Below are 16,068 nucleotides of genomic sequence, written 5' to 3' on the forward strand. Positions count from 1 at the left end.
ATGAATATTGAAAATTTAAAAGCTAAATCTGAAGCTATTTTTAATAATGAAGTTACTTTAGAAGAAAAACTACAAAACATATGCGATTACTTAAAAAAAGAAGTATCATATTATGATTGGGTTGGTTTTTATTTTAAAAATGGAGATAAAGAAGAATTAAAACTAGCTCAATTTGCAGGTGAACCAACAGAGCATACAATTATTCCTTTTGGAAAAGGTATTTGCGGACAAGTTGCAATTAGTAATGAAAACTTTGTTGTTCAAGATGTCTCAGAACAAGACAATTATATTTCTTGTGGATGGAAAGTAAAATCTGAAATCGTAATTCCAATTTTTGTTGATGGAGAAAATATTGGTCAAATAGATATTGATTCTCATACAATTAATCCATTTTCTAAAAAAGACGAAGAACTTTTAGAATTTATTTGCGAAAAAGTTTCGTTTTTTTTACAAAAAAACAGCTAATCCCTTGGTTATAAAGTTTTTTTGTATAGATTTGTAAAAAGTTATCAACAATTTTATTACTAATCTTTAAATCCCCTAATGATGAGTAGAAATATCCCTAATTATGAAGGCTTGGGTAAATCTACCGATGCCGGAAAATTGACTTTACTGGAAAGAATAGCTCTTTGGGTAAGAGATTTCCTTGAAAACGCAGAATAAAAAGTCAATAAAAAACTTTAAACCGGAAAAACTTTTAAGTTATTAACAAGTTTTTCCGGTTTTTCTTTTAAAATCCCTCTTCAAACAATTGCAGTAAAATTCAAGTTTTAGTAAATTTGCGCGCTCATTAACAACACAACAAACATGAGCAATAAAACAATTAAATCTGCACTTATATCTGTTTTTCATAAAGATGGATTAGCACCTATAGCAAAAAAACTTAATGAGTTAGGAGTAACGATATACTCTACTGGTGGTACCGAAAAATTTATTACTGAATTAGGTATCGATGTTGTTCCTGTAGAAAGTGTTACAGATTATCCTTCAATTTTAGGAGGGAGAGTAAAAACATTACACCCTAAAATTTTTGGAGGAATTTTAAATAGACAAGAAAATGAAAGTGACGTAGCTCAACTTTCAGAATTCAATATTCCACAAATCGATTTAGTAATCGTTGATTTGTATCCTTTTGAAAAAACTGTAGCTTCTGGCGCTAGTGAGCAAGATATTATCGAAAAAATAGATATCGGAGGAATTTCTCTTATCAGAGCTGCAGCAAAAAATTTTAAAGACACCGTAATTGTTTCTTCAATGGAACAATATGATGAGTTTTTAAACTTAATTTCAGAAAACAACGGAGAAACTTCAATTGCTGACAGAAAAAAGTTTGCTGCTAAAGCATTCAATATTTCTTCACATTACGATACAGCTATCTTTAATTATTTTAATGAAGATGAAGTTGTATTTAAAGCTAGTGAAACCACAGCTAAAACTTTACGATATGGTGAAAACCCACACCAAAAAGGATATTTCTTTGGAGATTTAGATGCTATGTTTGATAAATTACATGGTAAAGAATTAAGTTATAACAACCTTCTTGATGTAGATGCCGCTGTAAACTTAATCAACGAATTTAAAGGAGAAGCTCCTACATTCGCTATTTTAAAACACAACAATGCTTGTGGTTTTGCTCAAAGAGAAACTGTATACCAAGCTTATGTAGATGCTTTAGCTGGAGACCCTGTTTCTGCTTTTGGAGGAATTTTAATTTCTAATGTTACAATAGACAAAGAAACTGCTGAAGAAATTCATAAATTATTCTGTGAGGTTGTTATTGCTCCAAGTTTCAACGATGATGCCTTAGAAATATTAAGAGGAAAGAAAAACAGAATTATTTTAGCTCAAAAAGAAGTGGCTTTACCAAATCAAATTGTAAGAACTTCTTTAAATGGATTATTAGTTCAAGATAAAGATGCAAAAACAGATAGCATAGAAGATTTATCATACCCTACTTCTTCTAAACCTTCATCAGAACAAATAGAAGATTTATTATTTGCTTCTAAAATATGTAAGCATACGAAATCAAACACTATAGTTTTAGCTAAAAACAAGCAATTATGTGCTAGTGGAACTGGACAAACAAGTCGTGTTGACGCATTAAGACAAGCAATTGAAAAAGCAAAAAGTTTTGGTTTTGATTTAGAAAATGCTGTGATGGCAAGTGATGCTTTTTTCCCGTTCCCTGACTGTGTAGAAATCGCAGATAACGCTGGAATTAAATCAGTTATACAACCTGGAGGTTCTATAAAAGACGAATTAAGTATAAACTACTGTAACGACAATGGATTGTCGATGGTGTTTACAGGAACAAGACACTTTAAACATTAATGTTTAAGGTGTATTTTCTAACGTTTTTTTTATTAGATTTGTGAGAATACATAAACGGGTTACACTTTTAAATATTTTTTATGGGATTTTTTGACTTTATGACGGAGGATATCGCAATCGATTTAGGCACTGCGAATACACTTATCATACATGATGGCAAGGTAGTTATCGATAGTCCTTCGATTGTTGCGAGAAATAGAGTTAATGGAAAAATTATTGCTACGGGTAAAGAAGCCCAACAAATGCAAGGTAAAACCCATGAAAATATTAAGACAATTCGTCCATTAAAGGACGGTGTGATTGCCGACTTTCAAGCTTCTGAAGAAATGATTAAGGAATTTGTAAAACAAATTCCTGCAATTAGAAAAAAAATATTCCCACCTTCTCTAAGAATGGTTATTTGTATTCCTTCTGGAATCACTGAGGTAGAAAAGAGAGCTGTAATTGATTCTGCTCGTCATATGAATGCCAAAGAAATTTATCTAATCTATGAACCAATGGCTGCTGCAATTGGTGTTGGGGTAGATATTATGGAACCAAAAGGTAACATGATCATTGATATAGGAGGTGGTACTACAGAAATCGCTGTCATAGCTTTAGCTGGTATTGTATGTGATCAATCTGTAAAAGTTGCTGGTGATTTATTTACTAGTGATATCATGTACTACATGAGAACTCAGCATAACTTATATGTAGGAGAAACTACTGCTGAAAAAATGAAAATTCAAATAGGTGCAGCCACTGAAGATTTAGACGAAACACCAGAAGATATGATGGTTCAAGGTCGTGATTTATTAAGTGGAAAGCCGAAACAAGTACAAGTTTCATACAGAGAAATAGCAAAAGCATTAGATAAATCTATTTTAAGAATAGAAGACGCTGTAATGGAAACTCTTTCGAAAACTCCACCTGAATTAGCTGCTGATATTTACAATACTGGTATTTACTTAGCTGGTGGTGGATCTATGTTAAGAGGATTAGATAAAAGATTGTCAAGAAAAACTGATTTACCTGTTTATGTAGCTGAAGATCCTTTAAGAGCTGTAGTAAGAGGAACAGGTATTGCTTTAAAGAATTTAAATAAATACAAGAGCGTATTAGTTAGCTAAAAAGTTATGCAACAGCTTATTTATTTTATTCAGAAATACAAATACTTTCTGTTTCTTTTGCTGTTACAAATTATTGGTTTCACTTTAACAATCAATAATCATAGCTATCATAGAAGTAAATTTATTAGTTCTGCAAATACTATTACTGGTGGTGTTTATGAGAAAAAAAGTAATCTTAGAAACTACTTAAACTTAAAAGACGAAAACCAGATTTTAATTGAAGAAAATTTAGCATTAAAAAACAAATTATCTAAGTTAGAATATTTTTTAGATAGTGTTTATGCGAAGACTGTTATTGACACTAATAATTTTAATCAGCAATTTAAATTTATTGATGGTAAAATTAGTAAAAACGAATTCCATAAACCTTATAATTACCTTACTATTAATCGTGGTTTAAAACATGGCGTAGAAAAGGAAATGGCAGTAATTAACAATAAAGGTATTATTGGTATTACTGACGCTGCTTCAAATAGTTACTCTAGAATTCGATCAATACTAAATAGGAATAGTAAAGTTAATGCACGGCTAAAAAGTAGTCCTTATTTTGGATCTTTAAGTTGGGATGGAAAAGATTACAACATTGTTCAATTACATGATATTCCTAGGGAAGCCAAGATAAATTTAGGTGACACAATAATGACTGGAGGTAATTCAACTATTTTCCCGAAAGGAATTTTAATAGGAACTGTTATTGACAAAACCAATGGAATAAACATCAAACTTTTTAATGATATGAGTAATCTTGAAAATGTATATATCATTAAAAACTTTCATCAAAAAGAAATCAAAGCTTTAGAAAACGTAAATAATGAGTAGAAAACCTTTCTATCTAGCTATAGTTTTTGTGAGTTTAATTCTAATACAAGTATTAGTTTTAAATAATATTAGATTTTTAGGTTATGTAAACCCTTACATTTACATTGCTTTTATTTTTGTTTACCCTTATAAAACCAATCGTTTTCCAATAATATCTTTAGCTTTTTTACTTGGATTATTGGTGGATATGTTTGCAGACTCTGGAGGTATACATGCAATGGCAACTACTTTAATTGCTTATCTTAGACCTAGTTTCTTTAGAACATTTTTTCAAAAAACTGAAGTTGACTACGAGTTCTTCCAAATGAATCAAGAGTCGTTTGGGAAAATATTTAACTTTGTAGCATCTTTAACAATTATTCATCATTTTGTCGTTTTTCTACTGGTAAACTTTAGTTTTAGTAATTTAATTTCAGTATTAATTAACACAATTTTATCGGCTATATTTTCGTTAATTTTATATTTTCTAGGAAACTTTATTTTAACTAGAAAACAACAATAATTGTGAAGCGAAGTTTTTTATTAATTTTTTTAATTACTCTTGTTGGATTAATCTATATAGGTAGGTTATTCCAACTACAGGTTATTGAAGGACATGAATCAAGTCCAACAAGTAGTGCAACTATAAAAATCGAATACGATTATCCAGAACGTGGTTATATATATGATCGTAACAATAAACTAATGGTTGCAAATGAAGTATCTTATGATGTAATGGCTATTCCTAAGGAATTAAAAACTATAGATACGCTAGAATTTTGCGAGTTAGTTAAAATTTCCAAAGAAGATTACATCAAAAAGGTTAAAAAAATTAAAAACCCAAGAAAATTTGCTCCTTGGCTTCCAGCTGTTTTTATAAAACATCTCGCAAAAAAAGATTACGCCTTCTTACAAGAAAAACTTCATAAATTTAAAGGTTTCTACATTCAAAAAAGAACTATTAGAAATTACCCCGAACCAGTTGCTGCAAATGTTTTAGGTTATTTATCTGAAGTAAATGAATTGCAAGCTAAAAATAATCCTGATTATGAAAACGGAGAACTTATAGGTAAATCTGGAGTAGAGTATTATTATGAAAAAGCCTTAAGAGGGAATAAAGGTAAAAAACACTTTAACCGAGACAACTTAATGAGAATTACTGGTAACTATAAAGATGGCATATATGATACTTTAGCTGTTCCAGGAAAAGATTTATTATTAACAATAGATTTAGATTTACAAAAGTATGGAGAGAAATTAATGACTGGTAAAAGAGGTGGTATAGTTGTTCTTGAACCATCGTCTGGAGAAATACTAGCATTAGTTACTGCTCCATCTTATGATCCTAATGTTTTGGTAGGAAGAAAACGATACAAGCATTCTACCATACTCTTTAATGACAGTATAAATAACCCTACTTATGATAGAGGTTTGCAAGGAGTTTATCCGCCAGGATCTCCTTTTAAAATTTTAAATGGTTTAGTGGGGTTACAAGAAGGTGTTATTAATGAGAAATCTTATGTTTATTGCTACGGAGGATATCGCTATGGAAAAAGAAAAAACGAATTTATGAAATGTCACTGTGGTATTTATGGTAGACCAATTCGATTAAAAAAAGCGATCGCTAATTCATGTAATAGTTATTTCTCTGATGTTTATCGTAAAATTATAGACAAACCTAAAAATACCAAAGTTGGATTTGATAACTGGAGTAATCAAATCAAAAGCTTTGGATTAGGAAATTTCTTAGGCTATGATTTAAATGTTGGTTTACCTGGGTTAATACCAAATGCTAAATATTATGATGATCGTTATGATTTTAGATGGGGAGCTACCACAAATATTTCTAATGCTATTGGACAAGGAGAAATTCAAACAACCCCTATTCAATTAGCTAATGCAACTGCTGCAATTGCTAATAGAGGTTTTTATTACACTCCTCATATTGTTAAGCAAATTGATGGAAAAAACATAAAAAATCCAAAGTTTACAACTAAAAAGCAAACACTGATAAACGAAGAACATTTCCCTGTAGTTATAGATGCTATGCATGAAGTATTCAAAACAGGAACTGGAAAATATAGCCGAGTAAAAGGCATAGATATTTGCGGTAAAACCGGAACTGTAGAAAACTTTACAAGAATTAATGGAGAAAAAGTTCAATTAGAAGATCACTCTATACTTATTGCCTTTGCTCCAAAAGAAAATCCTAAAATAGCCATGGCTATTTTTGTTGAAAATGGAGGTTTTGGTTCATCTATAGCAGCTCCAATCACTAGTTTAATGATTGAAAAATACCTAAATGGTGAAGTATTAAGAAAAGACTTAGAGGAAAGAATGATTAATTTAAGTTTACAAGAAGAATACGACAAATTAATTGTAAAAAAAGACAGTATTGAGACAGTTAGAAAATAACATATTTAAAAATATCGATTGGATAACTATAATTATATTTCTATTATTAGTGGCATTCGGATGGGTTAACATTTATGCTGCTTCCTCTACTGGAACAGAAAAAGAACTTTTCGATTTTAGCACTAGATATGGTAAGCAATTAATTTTTATAGCTTTAAGTTTCCCTTTAATAGTTTTTATTTTATTTCTGAATTCTAAATTTTATGAACAATTCTCGAGTTTAATTTATTTATTCTCTCTTCTTCTTTTAGCTGGTGTTTTAGTTTTTGGAAAAAAAATTAATGGAGCTACATCTTGGTATAACTTTGGCGGAATCGGACTACAACCCTCAGAGTTTTCCAAAGCTTTTACTGCTTTAGCTTTAGCTAAATTAATGAGTGATCGACAATACAATTTAGACTTGCTTAAAAACCAAATTAAAGCTTTTGTCATTATTTTTTTACCTGCTTTTTTTATTGCTTTGCAACCAGACATGGGATCCGTTTTAATTTACTTTTCATTCTTTTTTGTGCTGAATAGAGAAGGATTAACTTTAAAGTATTTTATTCTTGGCGTTATTACTGTCGTTTTATTTCTACTAACAGTTAATTATGGTACTTCTAAAGTTCTTATTGGAACACTTATAGCTTTAACCTTCGTATTTACTTACATTATTTATAGAAATAACCAATTTTTTAGATTTAACTGGCCAGTGATACTAGTTACATATATTATTTCTGCTTTATTTATTTCTGCAGCAGGTTACACATACACTAATATATTAGAACAACATCAGAAAAACAGATTTGATATCTTATTAGGCAAAATAGAAGACAAAAAAGGCTTGGGCTATAATACACACCAAGCAGAATTAACTATTAAATCTGGAAATTTTTTCGGAAAAGGTTTTTTACAAGGAGATCGTACTCAAGGTAATTTTGTACCTGAACAGGACACAGATTATATATTTTGTACTGTTGGAGAAGAATGGGGATTTTTAGGTACTTCCATCGTTATACTATTATTTATGGCTTTATTGTATAGAATAATATTTTTAGCAGAACGCCAAACAAATAAATTTGCAAGAATTTATGGATACGGAATAGCTTCAATACTGTTTTTCCATGTTGTAGTAAATATAGGAATGGTTATAGGTATTTTGCCAACAATTGGTATACCTCTACCCTTTTTTAGTTACGGAGGATCATCTCTATGGGGGTTTACTTTACTTATTTTTATCTTTATAAGATTAGATGCTCATAAAAAATATGACTATTAGTGTCATTTATTGTAAAGCTTTTCTGAAACTACAACTTTTTTGTCATTTCATATAATTGATCTTGTTTATCTAATTCGATAATTGTTCTTTTAATGGGGCAATCCCAAAAGTTGTGTGTTAATTGAAATAGAATGTTGATTTTTGCAAAAAAAGAGATTACTTGGACTTATCACTAGAGTTTTTAAAATTTATATTACCAGAGTTATTAATTACTCATTTTGATTTAACCAAACATGAATTAAAAGGAAAAGACTTGCATCTTTACTTTGAAGAGAAGAAAGGTATTCCAGAAGAGTTTTCTAAAGATATCGTGATATCTCACGGTTTTCATAAAGAAATTATGGTAGAAGATTTTCCTTTAAGAGGTAAAGTTGTGCTACTTCATATTAAACGCAGAAGATGGTTGAATAAAACAAGTAATAAAGTTGTTTATAGAAACTGGAATTTAGTAGCACAGGGAACTCGAATGACCGTTGAGTTTGCTGTTTTTTTAAAATCACTTGATCAGTACTAAAGCCAATGACTGTCATACCATAGCTAGTTTTTATGGTTTAAATGGTAAAAAGTTGCAACGCCAATTTAAAGACTATTTAAGTGATTTTAAACAGTGGAAAGAAAAGTCACATGCTAAAGACTGGTTACTTTTTCCTGAAAATATAGGAAAGCGACTTTCTATAGATGAAGTTACTTTGTCTAAAGGAGAGCTATATACCATTGTCACTAATAAGAAAGCCAAAGGAAAAGCAGGAAGTATTGTAGCTATAATCGCAGGGACTAAAGCTGAACATGTAATAGATAGACTGCTTAAAATCCCAAGCTCAAAACGAAATAAGGTTAAGGAAATTACTTTAGACATGGCTAACTCAATGAAGCTAATTGTTAAAAGATGTTTTCCTAAAGCAATACAAGTAACAGATAGGTTTCATGTGCAAAAACTAGCTCTGGATGCTTTACAAGATATTCGAATAAAACATCGTTGGGACGCTATTGATAAAGAGAATAATCAAATCAAAGAAGCTAAGAATAATAACAAAATATATCAGCCCGAAACTTTTGCAAATGGCGATTCTTTAAAACAATTATTGGCTAGAAGTAGGTACTTACTTTATAAAACAAAAGTAGATTGGACACAAAAACAACAACAAAGAGCAGATATATTGTTTGAACAATATCCAGATATTAAAAAAGCATATGGAATATGTCAAAAACTCAGAAACCTTTTTAATAACAAAACCATAACTAAAGGAATTGCTTATACAAAATTAGCGAAGTGGTTTAAAGAAGTAAAGGACTCAGGCTTTAAAGCGTTTAATATTGTAGCAAACTCCATTAGGATAAACTATAAATCAATTCTTAATTATTTTGATAACAGGAGTACAAACGCATCAGCGGAATCTTTTAATGCAAAAATAAAAGCCTTTAGAGCACAATTTAGAGGCGTAAGAAATGTAGAATTCTTCTTATACAGATTAACTCAGATTTTTGCATAACCACAACAATTGAGAATGATCCGATATCTCCTTTTTTCATATAAATACTTTTCTTTTCTTAAAACAAAAAAACACCTCGATATAATCGAAGTGTTAAATATTAACTAACTTTAAAGTTTTTTTTATAAAGCTGCAACGTGCTTAGCTAGTTTTGATTTTAAATTAGCTGCTTTATTCTTGTGAATAATATTATTCTTAGCTAATTTATCTAGCATTGAAGCAACAGTAGATAACATTCCTTCTGCTTCTTTCTTATCTGTAGTAGCTCTTAATTTTTTTACAGCGTTACGTGTAGTTTTATGCTGATATTTATTTCTTAAGCGCTTAGTCTCGTTACTTCTTATTCTTTTTAATGCTGACTTATGATTTGCCATTTTATAAAATCTTATATTGTTATAAAAACGTTGTACTCCGTACGGGATTCGAACCCGTGTTACCAGGATGAAAACCTGGCGTCCTAACCCCTAGACGAACGGAGCAGTAACAATCTTTTCTTGATTGCGGGTGCAAATATAAATTTATTTTTCTATACTTACAACTTTTTTTATCTCAAAATTTCGATAAAAAAAGCTTCGAATTAAATTCGAAGCTTTGTACTCCGTACGGGATTCGAACCCGTGTTACCAGGATGAAAACCTGGCGTCCTAACCCCTAGACGAACGGAGCAAAACAATCTTTTAGTTTGCGGGTGCAAATATATAACTCTTTTTGAAATACACCAAACTTTTTTAGATTATTTTTAATATGCTTTTGCGAAAAGTACTCTTTTTGAAGATTTTCTTCCTGTTAACACACATTTACCCTCTTCATTCTCAGCATCATTAGGTATACAACGTATTGTTGCTTTAGTTAACTCTTTTATTTTATCTTCAGTCTCTTCTGTTCCATCCCAGTGTGCAGATACAAATCCTCCTTTATTTTCTATTATATCTTTAAACTCTTCGAAAGTATCAACTTTAATTAAATGTGTCTCTCTGAAATTTAATGCTTTTGTAAATAAATTCTTCTGAATCTCATCTAATAACTCTTTAATAAACGTTACTAAATTATCTTGTTCAACAGTTTTCTTTTCAAAAGTATCTCTTCTTGCTACCTCAGCTGTACCATTTTCTAAATCCCTTTTTCCAATAGCTACTCTAACAGGTACTCCTTTCAATTCATATTCTGCGAACTTTGCTCCTGGTCTCATTGTATCTCTATCATCAAATTTTACAGAAACACCGCTTGATTTTAATTCTTCAATTATAGGCTTCAGTTTATCAAAGATTAAATTCAATTGTTCTTCTCCTTTATATATAGGTACAATTACAACTTGTATAGGAGCTAATTTAGGTGGTAATACTAAACCTGCATCATCTGAATGCGTCATTATTAAACCTCCAATTAAACGAGTTGAAACTCCCCAAGAAGTAGCCCATACATATTCTTGCTTACCATCTCTTGAAGTATACTTAACATCAAAAGCTTTAGCAAAGTTTTGTCCTAAGAAATGAGATGTACCTGCTTGTAAAGCTTTTCCATCTTGCATTAAGGCCTCAATAGTATAAGTATCATCGGCTCCAGCAAAACGTTCACTTTCAGATTTAGCTCCTTTAATTACAGGCATAGCCATAAAATCTTCTGCAAAAGTTGCATAAACTTCTTGCATTTGCCTTGCTTCAGCTAATGCTTCCTCCATAGTAGCATGAGCTGTATGACCTTCTTGCCATAAAAATTCAGCAGTTCTTAAAAAAGGTCTAGTTCGCATTTCCCAACGCATAACATTAGCCCATTGGTTGATTAACAATGGTAAATCTCTATGAGATTGTATCCAGCCTTTATATGTATTCCATATTATAGCTTCAGAAGTTGGTCGTATAATTAATTCCTCTTGCAATCTTGCATTAGGATCTACACGTAATTTCCCCTCGTTATCTGGATCAGTTTCCAATCTATAATGTGTTACAACTGCACATTCTTTAGCAAATCCTTCTGCATTTTTCTCTTCAGCTTCAAATAAACTTTTGGGTACTAAAAGAGGAAAGTAAGCATTCTGATGTCCTGTCTCTTTAAACATTCTATCTAATTCTGCTTGCATTTTTTCCCAAATTGCAAACCCATAAGGTTTAATAACCATACACCCTCGCACGGCTGAATTTTCAGCTAAATCAGCTTTAACAATAAGCTCATTATACCATTGTGAATAATTCTCAGCTCGTTTTGTTAAATGTTTACTCATAATTGATAGTTTGGCACAAAAATTGCTATTTTTTAATGTAAATTACAGCAACAAAACTACGTTAAATTCGTAATTACCGCAATAAACTTGTTTTTTTTTGCTTATAATTTTAAAAATTATTTAATTTTAATAAAAAGATAAGAATATGAAATCATATTACACAAAAACCAAACTTCCACAATATTTCTTGTCATTAATCGTGGTAACTACTCTACTTTCCTGTGGAGCTGCTCAAACGGTTTCTGGTAATGATGATGGCATTTATGCAGATGATACTGAAAAACCACAACGAAAAGTGGTTCAAATGAATGAAAGAGATTATAACGATTACAATGAAAATTACTTTACAAAAGAAGTTGAACGTTTAGATAATTTAAATGGTACAGACATAATAACGGATATTGAAAGTTATAGTTCTGAAGATTACTCTTTTGATAATGATTCTGAAGATGAATTAGTCAATGAAAATCAAATTTTATCAAATAGAGAACCATGGGGATTTGATAAAAATTCGGATGTAGTAATAAACATCAATACTTTTGGTAATGGTTATAACTGGGGCGTATACGGTCCTTATTGGAATTCATTTTGGGGCGATCCTTTTTGGTCTTATCCATGGCGTGGTCGTTTCGGTAATCGTTGGGGGTATTATGATCCTTACTGGCATCCTTTCCATGGACCTTACAATTGGAATGCCGGGATATATTTAGGCTTTGGTGGAATTTACGATCCTTTTTGCCCTCCTGGATATTATAGATACGGTAGAAACAGAGCTTATAGAGGTTATGGAGCATATAGAAATTTCAGATTCCGTAATAATAGAGGTATTTACAGAACAGCTTATCGCTCAGGAATATACAATAGAAGAGGTGCTTTTGCCTCTACCAATAGAAGATATGCTAGAAACAATACTAGAGCAACATCAAGACGTTCATCAAATGTATATAGAAGAAATAATAGATCTATAAACAGAAGCAATAGAAGTATTTCCAGAAACAGAAACAACTCCACAATAAGAAGAAATTCTAATTCAAGAAGTATAAATAGAAATTCTAGAAGCATTAGATCTAGAAGTTACAATAATAATTCCTCAAGAAGAAACAATAGATCTTACTCTCCTAATAGAAATTCATCAAGAAGAAGTTCAGCTAATAGAAGTTCATCATCAAGAAGAAGCTATTCTACAAGATCATCATCCTCAAGGTCAAGAAGCTACTCACCCTCTAGATCATCGTCAAGTAGATCAAGCGGGTCGTCATCTAGAAGTTCAAGTAGAAGCTCTTCAAGAGTTAGAAGATAAAACACTAAAAAAAATCTATAGTATTTACAATTAGCTATAATTTTGAAAGTATGAAAAAAATTATATTACTTGTAGCAACAATAGCTACAATAAGTACCTCTTATGCCCAATTTACAGATTATAATGATCTTGGAATTTTATTCTCTAGAGATCAGAGAACAGGTACGGCAAGATTTAACGCAATGGCTGGAGCTTTTGGGGCATTAGGAAGCGATATTTCTTCAACCGATATTAACCCAGCAGGTGCTGCTGTTGCTAGAAACAGTAAAGTTGCAGTTACTTTTGAAGGAACGAGTACTAATTTTGACTTGAATTATTATGGAAATAGTAATAATATTAAGGATGAAAGAATAAACTTAAGTCAAGCTGGGGCCATTTTTGTGTTCGATGGAAGTAATAACTCGAATTGGAATAGATTTGCTGTTACTTTCAATTATAAAGTAAAGGCTGATTTCGATAATTTTTATAATGGTAAAGGGAATAGTAGTTTAACTTTTTATGACGATAATTTTAATCGCACAGAACGACCTAACAACACTTTTTACACTCCTTTTGAACAAGAATTCTCAAAAGAAACTAGTGGTTTAAATAGTGTATTTAACATGGGCTTTTCAGCAGTACATGACAACAAGTTATTTATTGGTGCTTCTTTAAAATTTCACAGCATAGAGTACAGAGAAAGAACTCTTAACATTGAAGACAATAATGAATTTAATGGATCTCCAATTGTTTTTGATGAAATTGACGAGCGTTTTGTTGATGGAACCGGATTTTCTTTTAACCTTGGATTTATTTACAAATTAAATAAATTTATCCGAATTGGCGCTTCTTATGAATCTCCTACTTGGTACAGAGAAGTATTTGAAGAGAACTTAAATGATTTTGCTGTTTTTGACACAACTGATAATACAACTCCTGCCCTATTATTTGAAGACAGAGTTGCACAAGGACCATTTTCTCTACGATTCAGAACTCCAAGTAAACTTACAGCAAGTGGAGCTTTAGTTTTTGGAAAACAAGGATTAATTAGTTTAGACTATACCTATAGAGATTTCTCAAACTTCAGATATAACGACGGTGATCCTCTTTTACAAGATGCTAATCAGTTTTTCTCTAGAGACTTTAGAGCTACACATGCATTTAATTTAGGTGGAGAATGGAGATTCGATAGAGTTAGTTTAAGAGGAGGATACTTCTATGAACAGAATCCAAATTTAAGAGAAGGAGGAAATACAAATGAAGATAACTACAGAGGCTTTACTGCTGGTTTAGGGTATAATTTTGGAAATACTCAAATCGGACTTTCATACTTACGTTCTTTAAACGATGAATTTTATTCTCTTTATAATGTAGGAGACATTAATATAAATAATACTACTTCAAGAATAGCTGCCAGTATAACTTTCAGCTTATAAAATTTTTATTGGGGATTTTTAAAAGAACCTCTTAGTAAAGTTAATTAAAACTGAACTAAGAGGTCTTTTTATTTAATCAGTTTTTTACTGTAATTTTGTATTCTCATTTCTTAGTATGGAAAATATCAATATTAAAATAGAAAACACTACTAACAATACTATAATTAAGTTTGTTAGTGACACACTTATAGTAAACAGAGGAAGCTATGAGTACAACAATATAGACGAAGCAAAAGGAGCGCCTTTTATTCAACAATTATTCTACTTACCTTTTGTAAAAAAAGTTTTTGTTGGAGCTAACTTCATTGCTATTCAACGATTCGATATCGTAGAATGGGAAGATGTTCAAGAAGAAGTTAGATCACAAATCGAAGCTTATATAAATACTGGTAAAAAAGTAATAGAAGAAAACAACGACACAAAGAAGGAAGCTATTGAAGTTTATGCTGAAGTAACTCCAAATCCTTCTGTAATGAAGTTTGGAACAAATAAAGCTTTAACTCAATCTGATATTGAATTAAAAAATATAGAAGAAGCTAGCTTATATTCTCCATTAGCAAAAGCCTTATTTAACTTTCCTTTTGTAAAAGAAATTTTCGTTTCAGAAAATTATATTTCAATCACAAAATATGACGTTGTAGAATGGAATGAAGTATATCAGGAAGTGCGAACTTTTATTAGAACTTATTTACAGGACAACAAAGTAATTCTATCTGAAATTCCTCAGAAAAAAGCTCAAGAAGAAAATCAAATCCAAGTAGAAAACCTAGATGAAACTTCAACTAAAATTGTAGAAATTTTAGAGGAACATATTAAACCTGCAGTAGCATCAGACGGAGGAAATATAGCTTTTAAAAGCTATAATCCAGAAAACAAACAAGTAAATGTTATTTTACAAGGAGCTTGTAGCGGTTGTCCATCATCTACAATTACACTAAAAAACGGTATTGAAGCTCTTTTAAAAGAAATGCTTCCAAATCAAATTAATGAAGTAATCGCTATAAATGGATAAACAAGTAACACCATATAAAGGTTCAGAATTAGGCAAAAAAGAACAAGTTGCCCAAATGTTCGATAATATTTCAAACAATTATGATGGGTTGAATCGTGTAATTTCTTTTGGTATAGATGTTAGTTGGCGAAAAAAAGTTGTAAAATTAATTGGAGAAAATAATCCTAAAACAATTTTAGATATCGCAACTGGTACTGGAGATTTAGCTATGATGATGACTAAATTAAATCCTGAAAAAATTGTTGGTTTAGATATTTCTGCTGGAATGTTAGAAGTAGGGAAGCAAAAAATAAAAAAAGCTGGCTTTGATAACAAAATTGATATGGTTATCGGAGATAGTGAAAACATCCCTTTTGAAGACAATACTTTTGATGCTATCACTGTATCTTTTGGTGTACGCAATTTTGAAAATTTAGACAAAGGTTTAAAAGAAATCTTACGTGTTTTAAAACCAAATGGAAAATTTGTTATTCTCGAAACTTCTAATCCAACTAAGTTTCCTTTTAAACAACTTTATAAGTTACATACTCAAGTTTTTTTACCAATTATTGGAAAATTATTTTCAAAAGACAAAGTTGCTTACTCTTATTTATCGGAAAGTGCAAATTCTTTTCCTTACGGTGAAGCATTCAACAATATTTTGAGAAAAAATGGGTTTAAGAATGTGAATAGTTTACCTGTTACATTTGGGGTAGCTTCAATTTATACATCAACAAAGTAAT

At 30.8% G+C, this 16,068-nt stretch carries 15 protein-coding genes and 2 tRNA genes; 13 read left to right on the plus strand and 4 right to left on the minus strand.

The genetic code is table 11. The features are described 5' to 3' along the window. The 9 genes from ACSIGC_RS06605 to ACSIGC_RS06645 all read left to right on the plus strand — a co-directional run bounded on the left by ACSIGC_RS06605 (position 1) and on the right by ACSIGC_RS06645 (position 9,401). Positions 1–465, plus strand: coding sequence for a GAF domain-containing protein (locus ACSIGC_RS06605; RefSeq protein ID WP_442267345.1), 465 nt, complete (start codon positions 1–3; stop codon positions 463–465). 342 nt (positions 466–807) lie between these two features. Further along, the gene (gene purH / locus ACSIGC_RS06610) at positions 808–2,331 is read left to right on the plus strand and encodes a bifunctional phosphoribosylaminoimidazolecarboxamide formyltransferase/IMP cyclohydrolase (RefSeq protein WP_442267346.1); all 1,524 of its coding nucleotides are present in this window, start codon (positions 808–810) and stop codon (positions 2,329–2,331) included. An 80-nt stretch (positions 2,332–2,411) separates the two neighbouring features. Further along, the gene (locus tag ACSIGC_RS06615; protein ID WP_095070021.1) at positions 2,412–3,440 is read left to right on the plus strand and encodes a rod shape-determining protein; all 1,029 of its coding nucleotides are present in this window, start codon (positions 2,412–2,414) and stop codon (positions 3,438–3,440) included. Between the two features lie 6 nt (positions 3,441–3,446). Then, the gene (gene mreC, locus ACSIGC_RS06620) at positions 3,447–4,259 is read left to right on the plus strand and encodes a rod shape-determining protein MreC (protein ID WP_442267347.1); all 813 of its coding nucleotides are present in this window, start codon (positions 3,447–3,449) and stop codon (positions 4,257–4,259) included. Then, positions 4,252–4,761: a rod shape-determining protein MreD gene (gene mreD, locus ACSIGC_RS06625; protein ID WP_442267348.1), complete on the plus strand. Its 510-nt coding sequence runs from the start codon at positions 4,252–4,254 to the stop codon at positions 4,759–4,761. Before mreC ends, mreD begins: the two co-directional genes overlap by 8 nt. Before the next feature lie 2 nt (positions 4,762–4,763). Further along, positions 4,764–6,653: a penicillin-binding protein 2 gene (mrdA, locus tag ACSIGC_RS06630; RefSeq protein ID WP_442267349.1), complete on the plus strand. Its 1,890-nt coding sequence runs from the start codon at positions 4,764–4,766 to the stop codon at positions 6,651–6,653. Continuing rightward, positions 6,634–7,911 (plus strand): rod shape-determining protein RodA, encoded by a 1,278-nt coding sequence (gene rodA / locus ACSIGC_RS06635; protein ID WP_442267350.1) that lies wholly within the window; start codon positions 6,634–6,636, stop codon positions 7,909–7,911. The genes mrdA and rodA overlap by 20 nt, the downstream gene beginning before the upstream one ends. Positions 7,912–8,071: 160 nt before the next feature. After that, the gene (locus ACSIGC_RS06640) at positions 8,072–8,425 is read left to right on the plus strand and encodes an ISAon1 family transposase N-terminal region protein (protein ID WP_442267351.1); all 354 of its coding nucleotides are present in this window, start codon (positions 8,072–8,074) and stop codon (positions 8,423–8,425) included. Beyond that, on the plus strand, positions 8,412–9,401 hold the full coding sequence (locus ACSIGC_RS06645) for an ISAon1 family transposase (RefSeq protein ID WP_442267352.1): 990 nt from the start codon (positions 8,412–8,414) through the stop codon (positions 9,399–9,401). The genes ACSIGC_RS06640 and ACSIGC_RS06645 overlap by 14 nt, the downstream gene beginning before the upstream one ends. 122 nt (positions 9,402–9,523) lie before the next feature. Here the strand turns inward: ACSIGC_RS06645 and rpsT are convergent, their stop codons facing one another. The 4 genes from rpsT to proS form a co-directional block, all read right to left on the minus strand. Next, positions 9,524–9,775 carry a 30S ribosomal protein S20 gene (gene rpsT / locus ACSIGC_RS06650; protein ID WP_442267353.1) on the minus strand — a complete coding sequence of 84 codons (252 nt, stop codon included), beginning with the start codon at positions 9,773–9,775 and terminating at the stop codon, positions 9,524–9,526. A 33-nt stretch (positions 9,776–9,808) separates the two neighbouring features. Next, positions 9,809–9,880 (minus strand) — tRNA-Glu (locus tag ACSIGC_RS06655). Between the two features lie 115 nt (positions 9,881–9,995). Further along, positions 9,996–10,067 (minus strand) — tRNA-Glu (locus ACSIGC_RS06660). A gap of 73 nt (positions 10,068–10,140) precedes the next feature. Then, complete coding sequence (gene proS / locus ACSIGC_RS06665; protein WP_442267354.1) at positions 10,141–11,619, minus strand: proline--tRNA ligase; 1,479 nt, start codon at positions 11,617–11,619, stop codon at positions 10,141–10,143. Positions 11,620–11,764: 145 nt separating this feature from the next. Between proS and ACSIGC_RS06670 the strand changes: the two genes are divergently transcribed. The 4 genes from ACSIGC_RS06670 to ubiE all read left to right on the plus strand — a co-directional run bounded on the left by ACSIGC_RS06670 (position 11,765) and on the right by ubiE (position 16,067). Continuing rightward, positions 11,765–12,919 (plus strand): hypothetical protein, encoded by a 1,155-nt coding sequence (locus ACSIGC_RS06670; RefSeq protein WP_442267355.1) that lies wholly within the window; start codon positions 11,765–11,767, stop codon positions 12,917–12,919. A gap of 50 nt (positions 12,920–12,969) precedes the next feature. Next, complete coding sequence (locus ACSIGC_RS06675; RefSeq protein WP_442267356.1) at positions 12,970–14,334, plus strand: OmpP1/FadL family transporter; 1,365 nt, start codon at positions 12,970–12,972, stop codon at positions 14,332–14,334. Positions 14,335–14,449: 115 nt separating this feature from the next. After that, positions 14,450–15,346, plus strand: a complete 897-nt coding sequence (locus ACSIGC_RS06680; protein ID WP_442267357.1) for a NifU family protein — start codon at positions 14,450–14,452, stop codon at positions 15,344–15,346. Next, positions 15,339–16,067, plus strand: coding sequence for a bifunctional demethylmenaquinone methyltransferase/2-methoxy-6-polyprenyl-1,4-benzoquinol methylase UbiE (gene ubiE, locus ACSIGC_RS06685; RefSeq protein WP_299673618.1), 729 nt, complete (start codon positions 15,339–15,341; stop codon positions 16,065–16,067). The genes ACSIGC_RS06680 and ubiE overlap by 8 nt, the downstream gene beginning before the upstream one ends. Position 16,068: the final 1 nt, after the last annotated feature.

The organism is Tenacibaculum aquaeponti (assembly GCF_052084715.1).
Lineage (GTDB): Bacteria > Bacteroidota > Bacteroidia > Flavobacteriales > Flavobacteriaceae > Polaribacter.

Coding starts and splice junctions, on each gene's coding strand:
- ACSIGC_RS06605 (WP_442267345.1), top strand. CDS start 1: ATGAATATTGAAAATTTAAAAGCTAAATCTGAAGCTATTTTTAATAAT.
- purH (WP_442267346.1), top strand. CDS start 808: ATGAGCAATAAAACAATTAAATCTGCACTTATATCTGTTTTTCATAAA.
- ACSIGC_RS06615 (WP_095070021.1), top strand. CDS start 2,412: ATGGGATTTTTTGACTTTATGACGGAGGATATCGCAATCGATTTAGGC.
- mreC (WP_442267347.1), top strand. CDS start 3,447: ATGCAACAGCTTATTTATTTTATTCAGAAATACAAATACTTTCTGTTT.
- mreD (WP_442267348.1), top strand. CDS start 4,252: ATGAGTAGAAAACCTTTCTATCTAGCTATAGTTTTTGTGAGTTTAATT.
- rpsT (WP_442267353.1), bottom strand. CDS start 9,775: ATGGCAAATCATAAGTCAGCATTAAAAAGAATAAGAAGTAACGAGACT.
- proS (WP_442267354.1), bottom strand. CDS start 11,619: ATGAGTAAACATTTAACAAAACGAGCTGAGAATTATTCACAATGGTAT.
- ACSIGC_RS06670 (WP_442267355.1), top strand. CDS start 11,765: ATGAAATCATATTACACAAAAACCAAACTTCCACAATATTTCTTGTCA.
- ACSIGC_RS06675 (WP_442267356.1), top strand. CDS start 12,970: ATGAAAAAAATTATATTACTTGTAGCAACAATAGCTACAATAAGTACC.
- ACSIGC_RS06680 (WP_442267357.1), top strand. CDS start 14,450: ATGGAAAATATCAATATTAAAATAGAAAACACTACTAACAATACTATA.
- ubiE (WP_299673618.1), top strand. CDS start 15,339: ATGGATAAACAAGTAACACCATATAAAGGTTCAGAATTAGGCAAAAAA.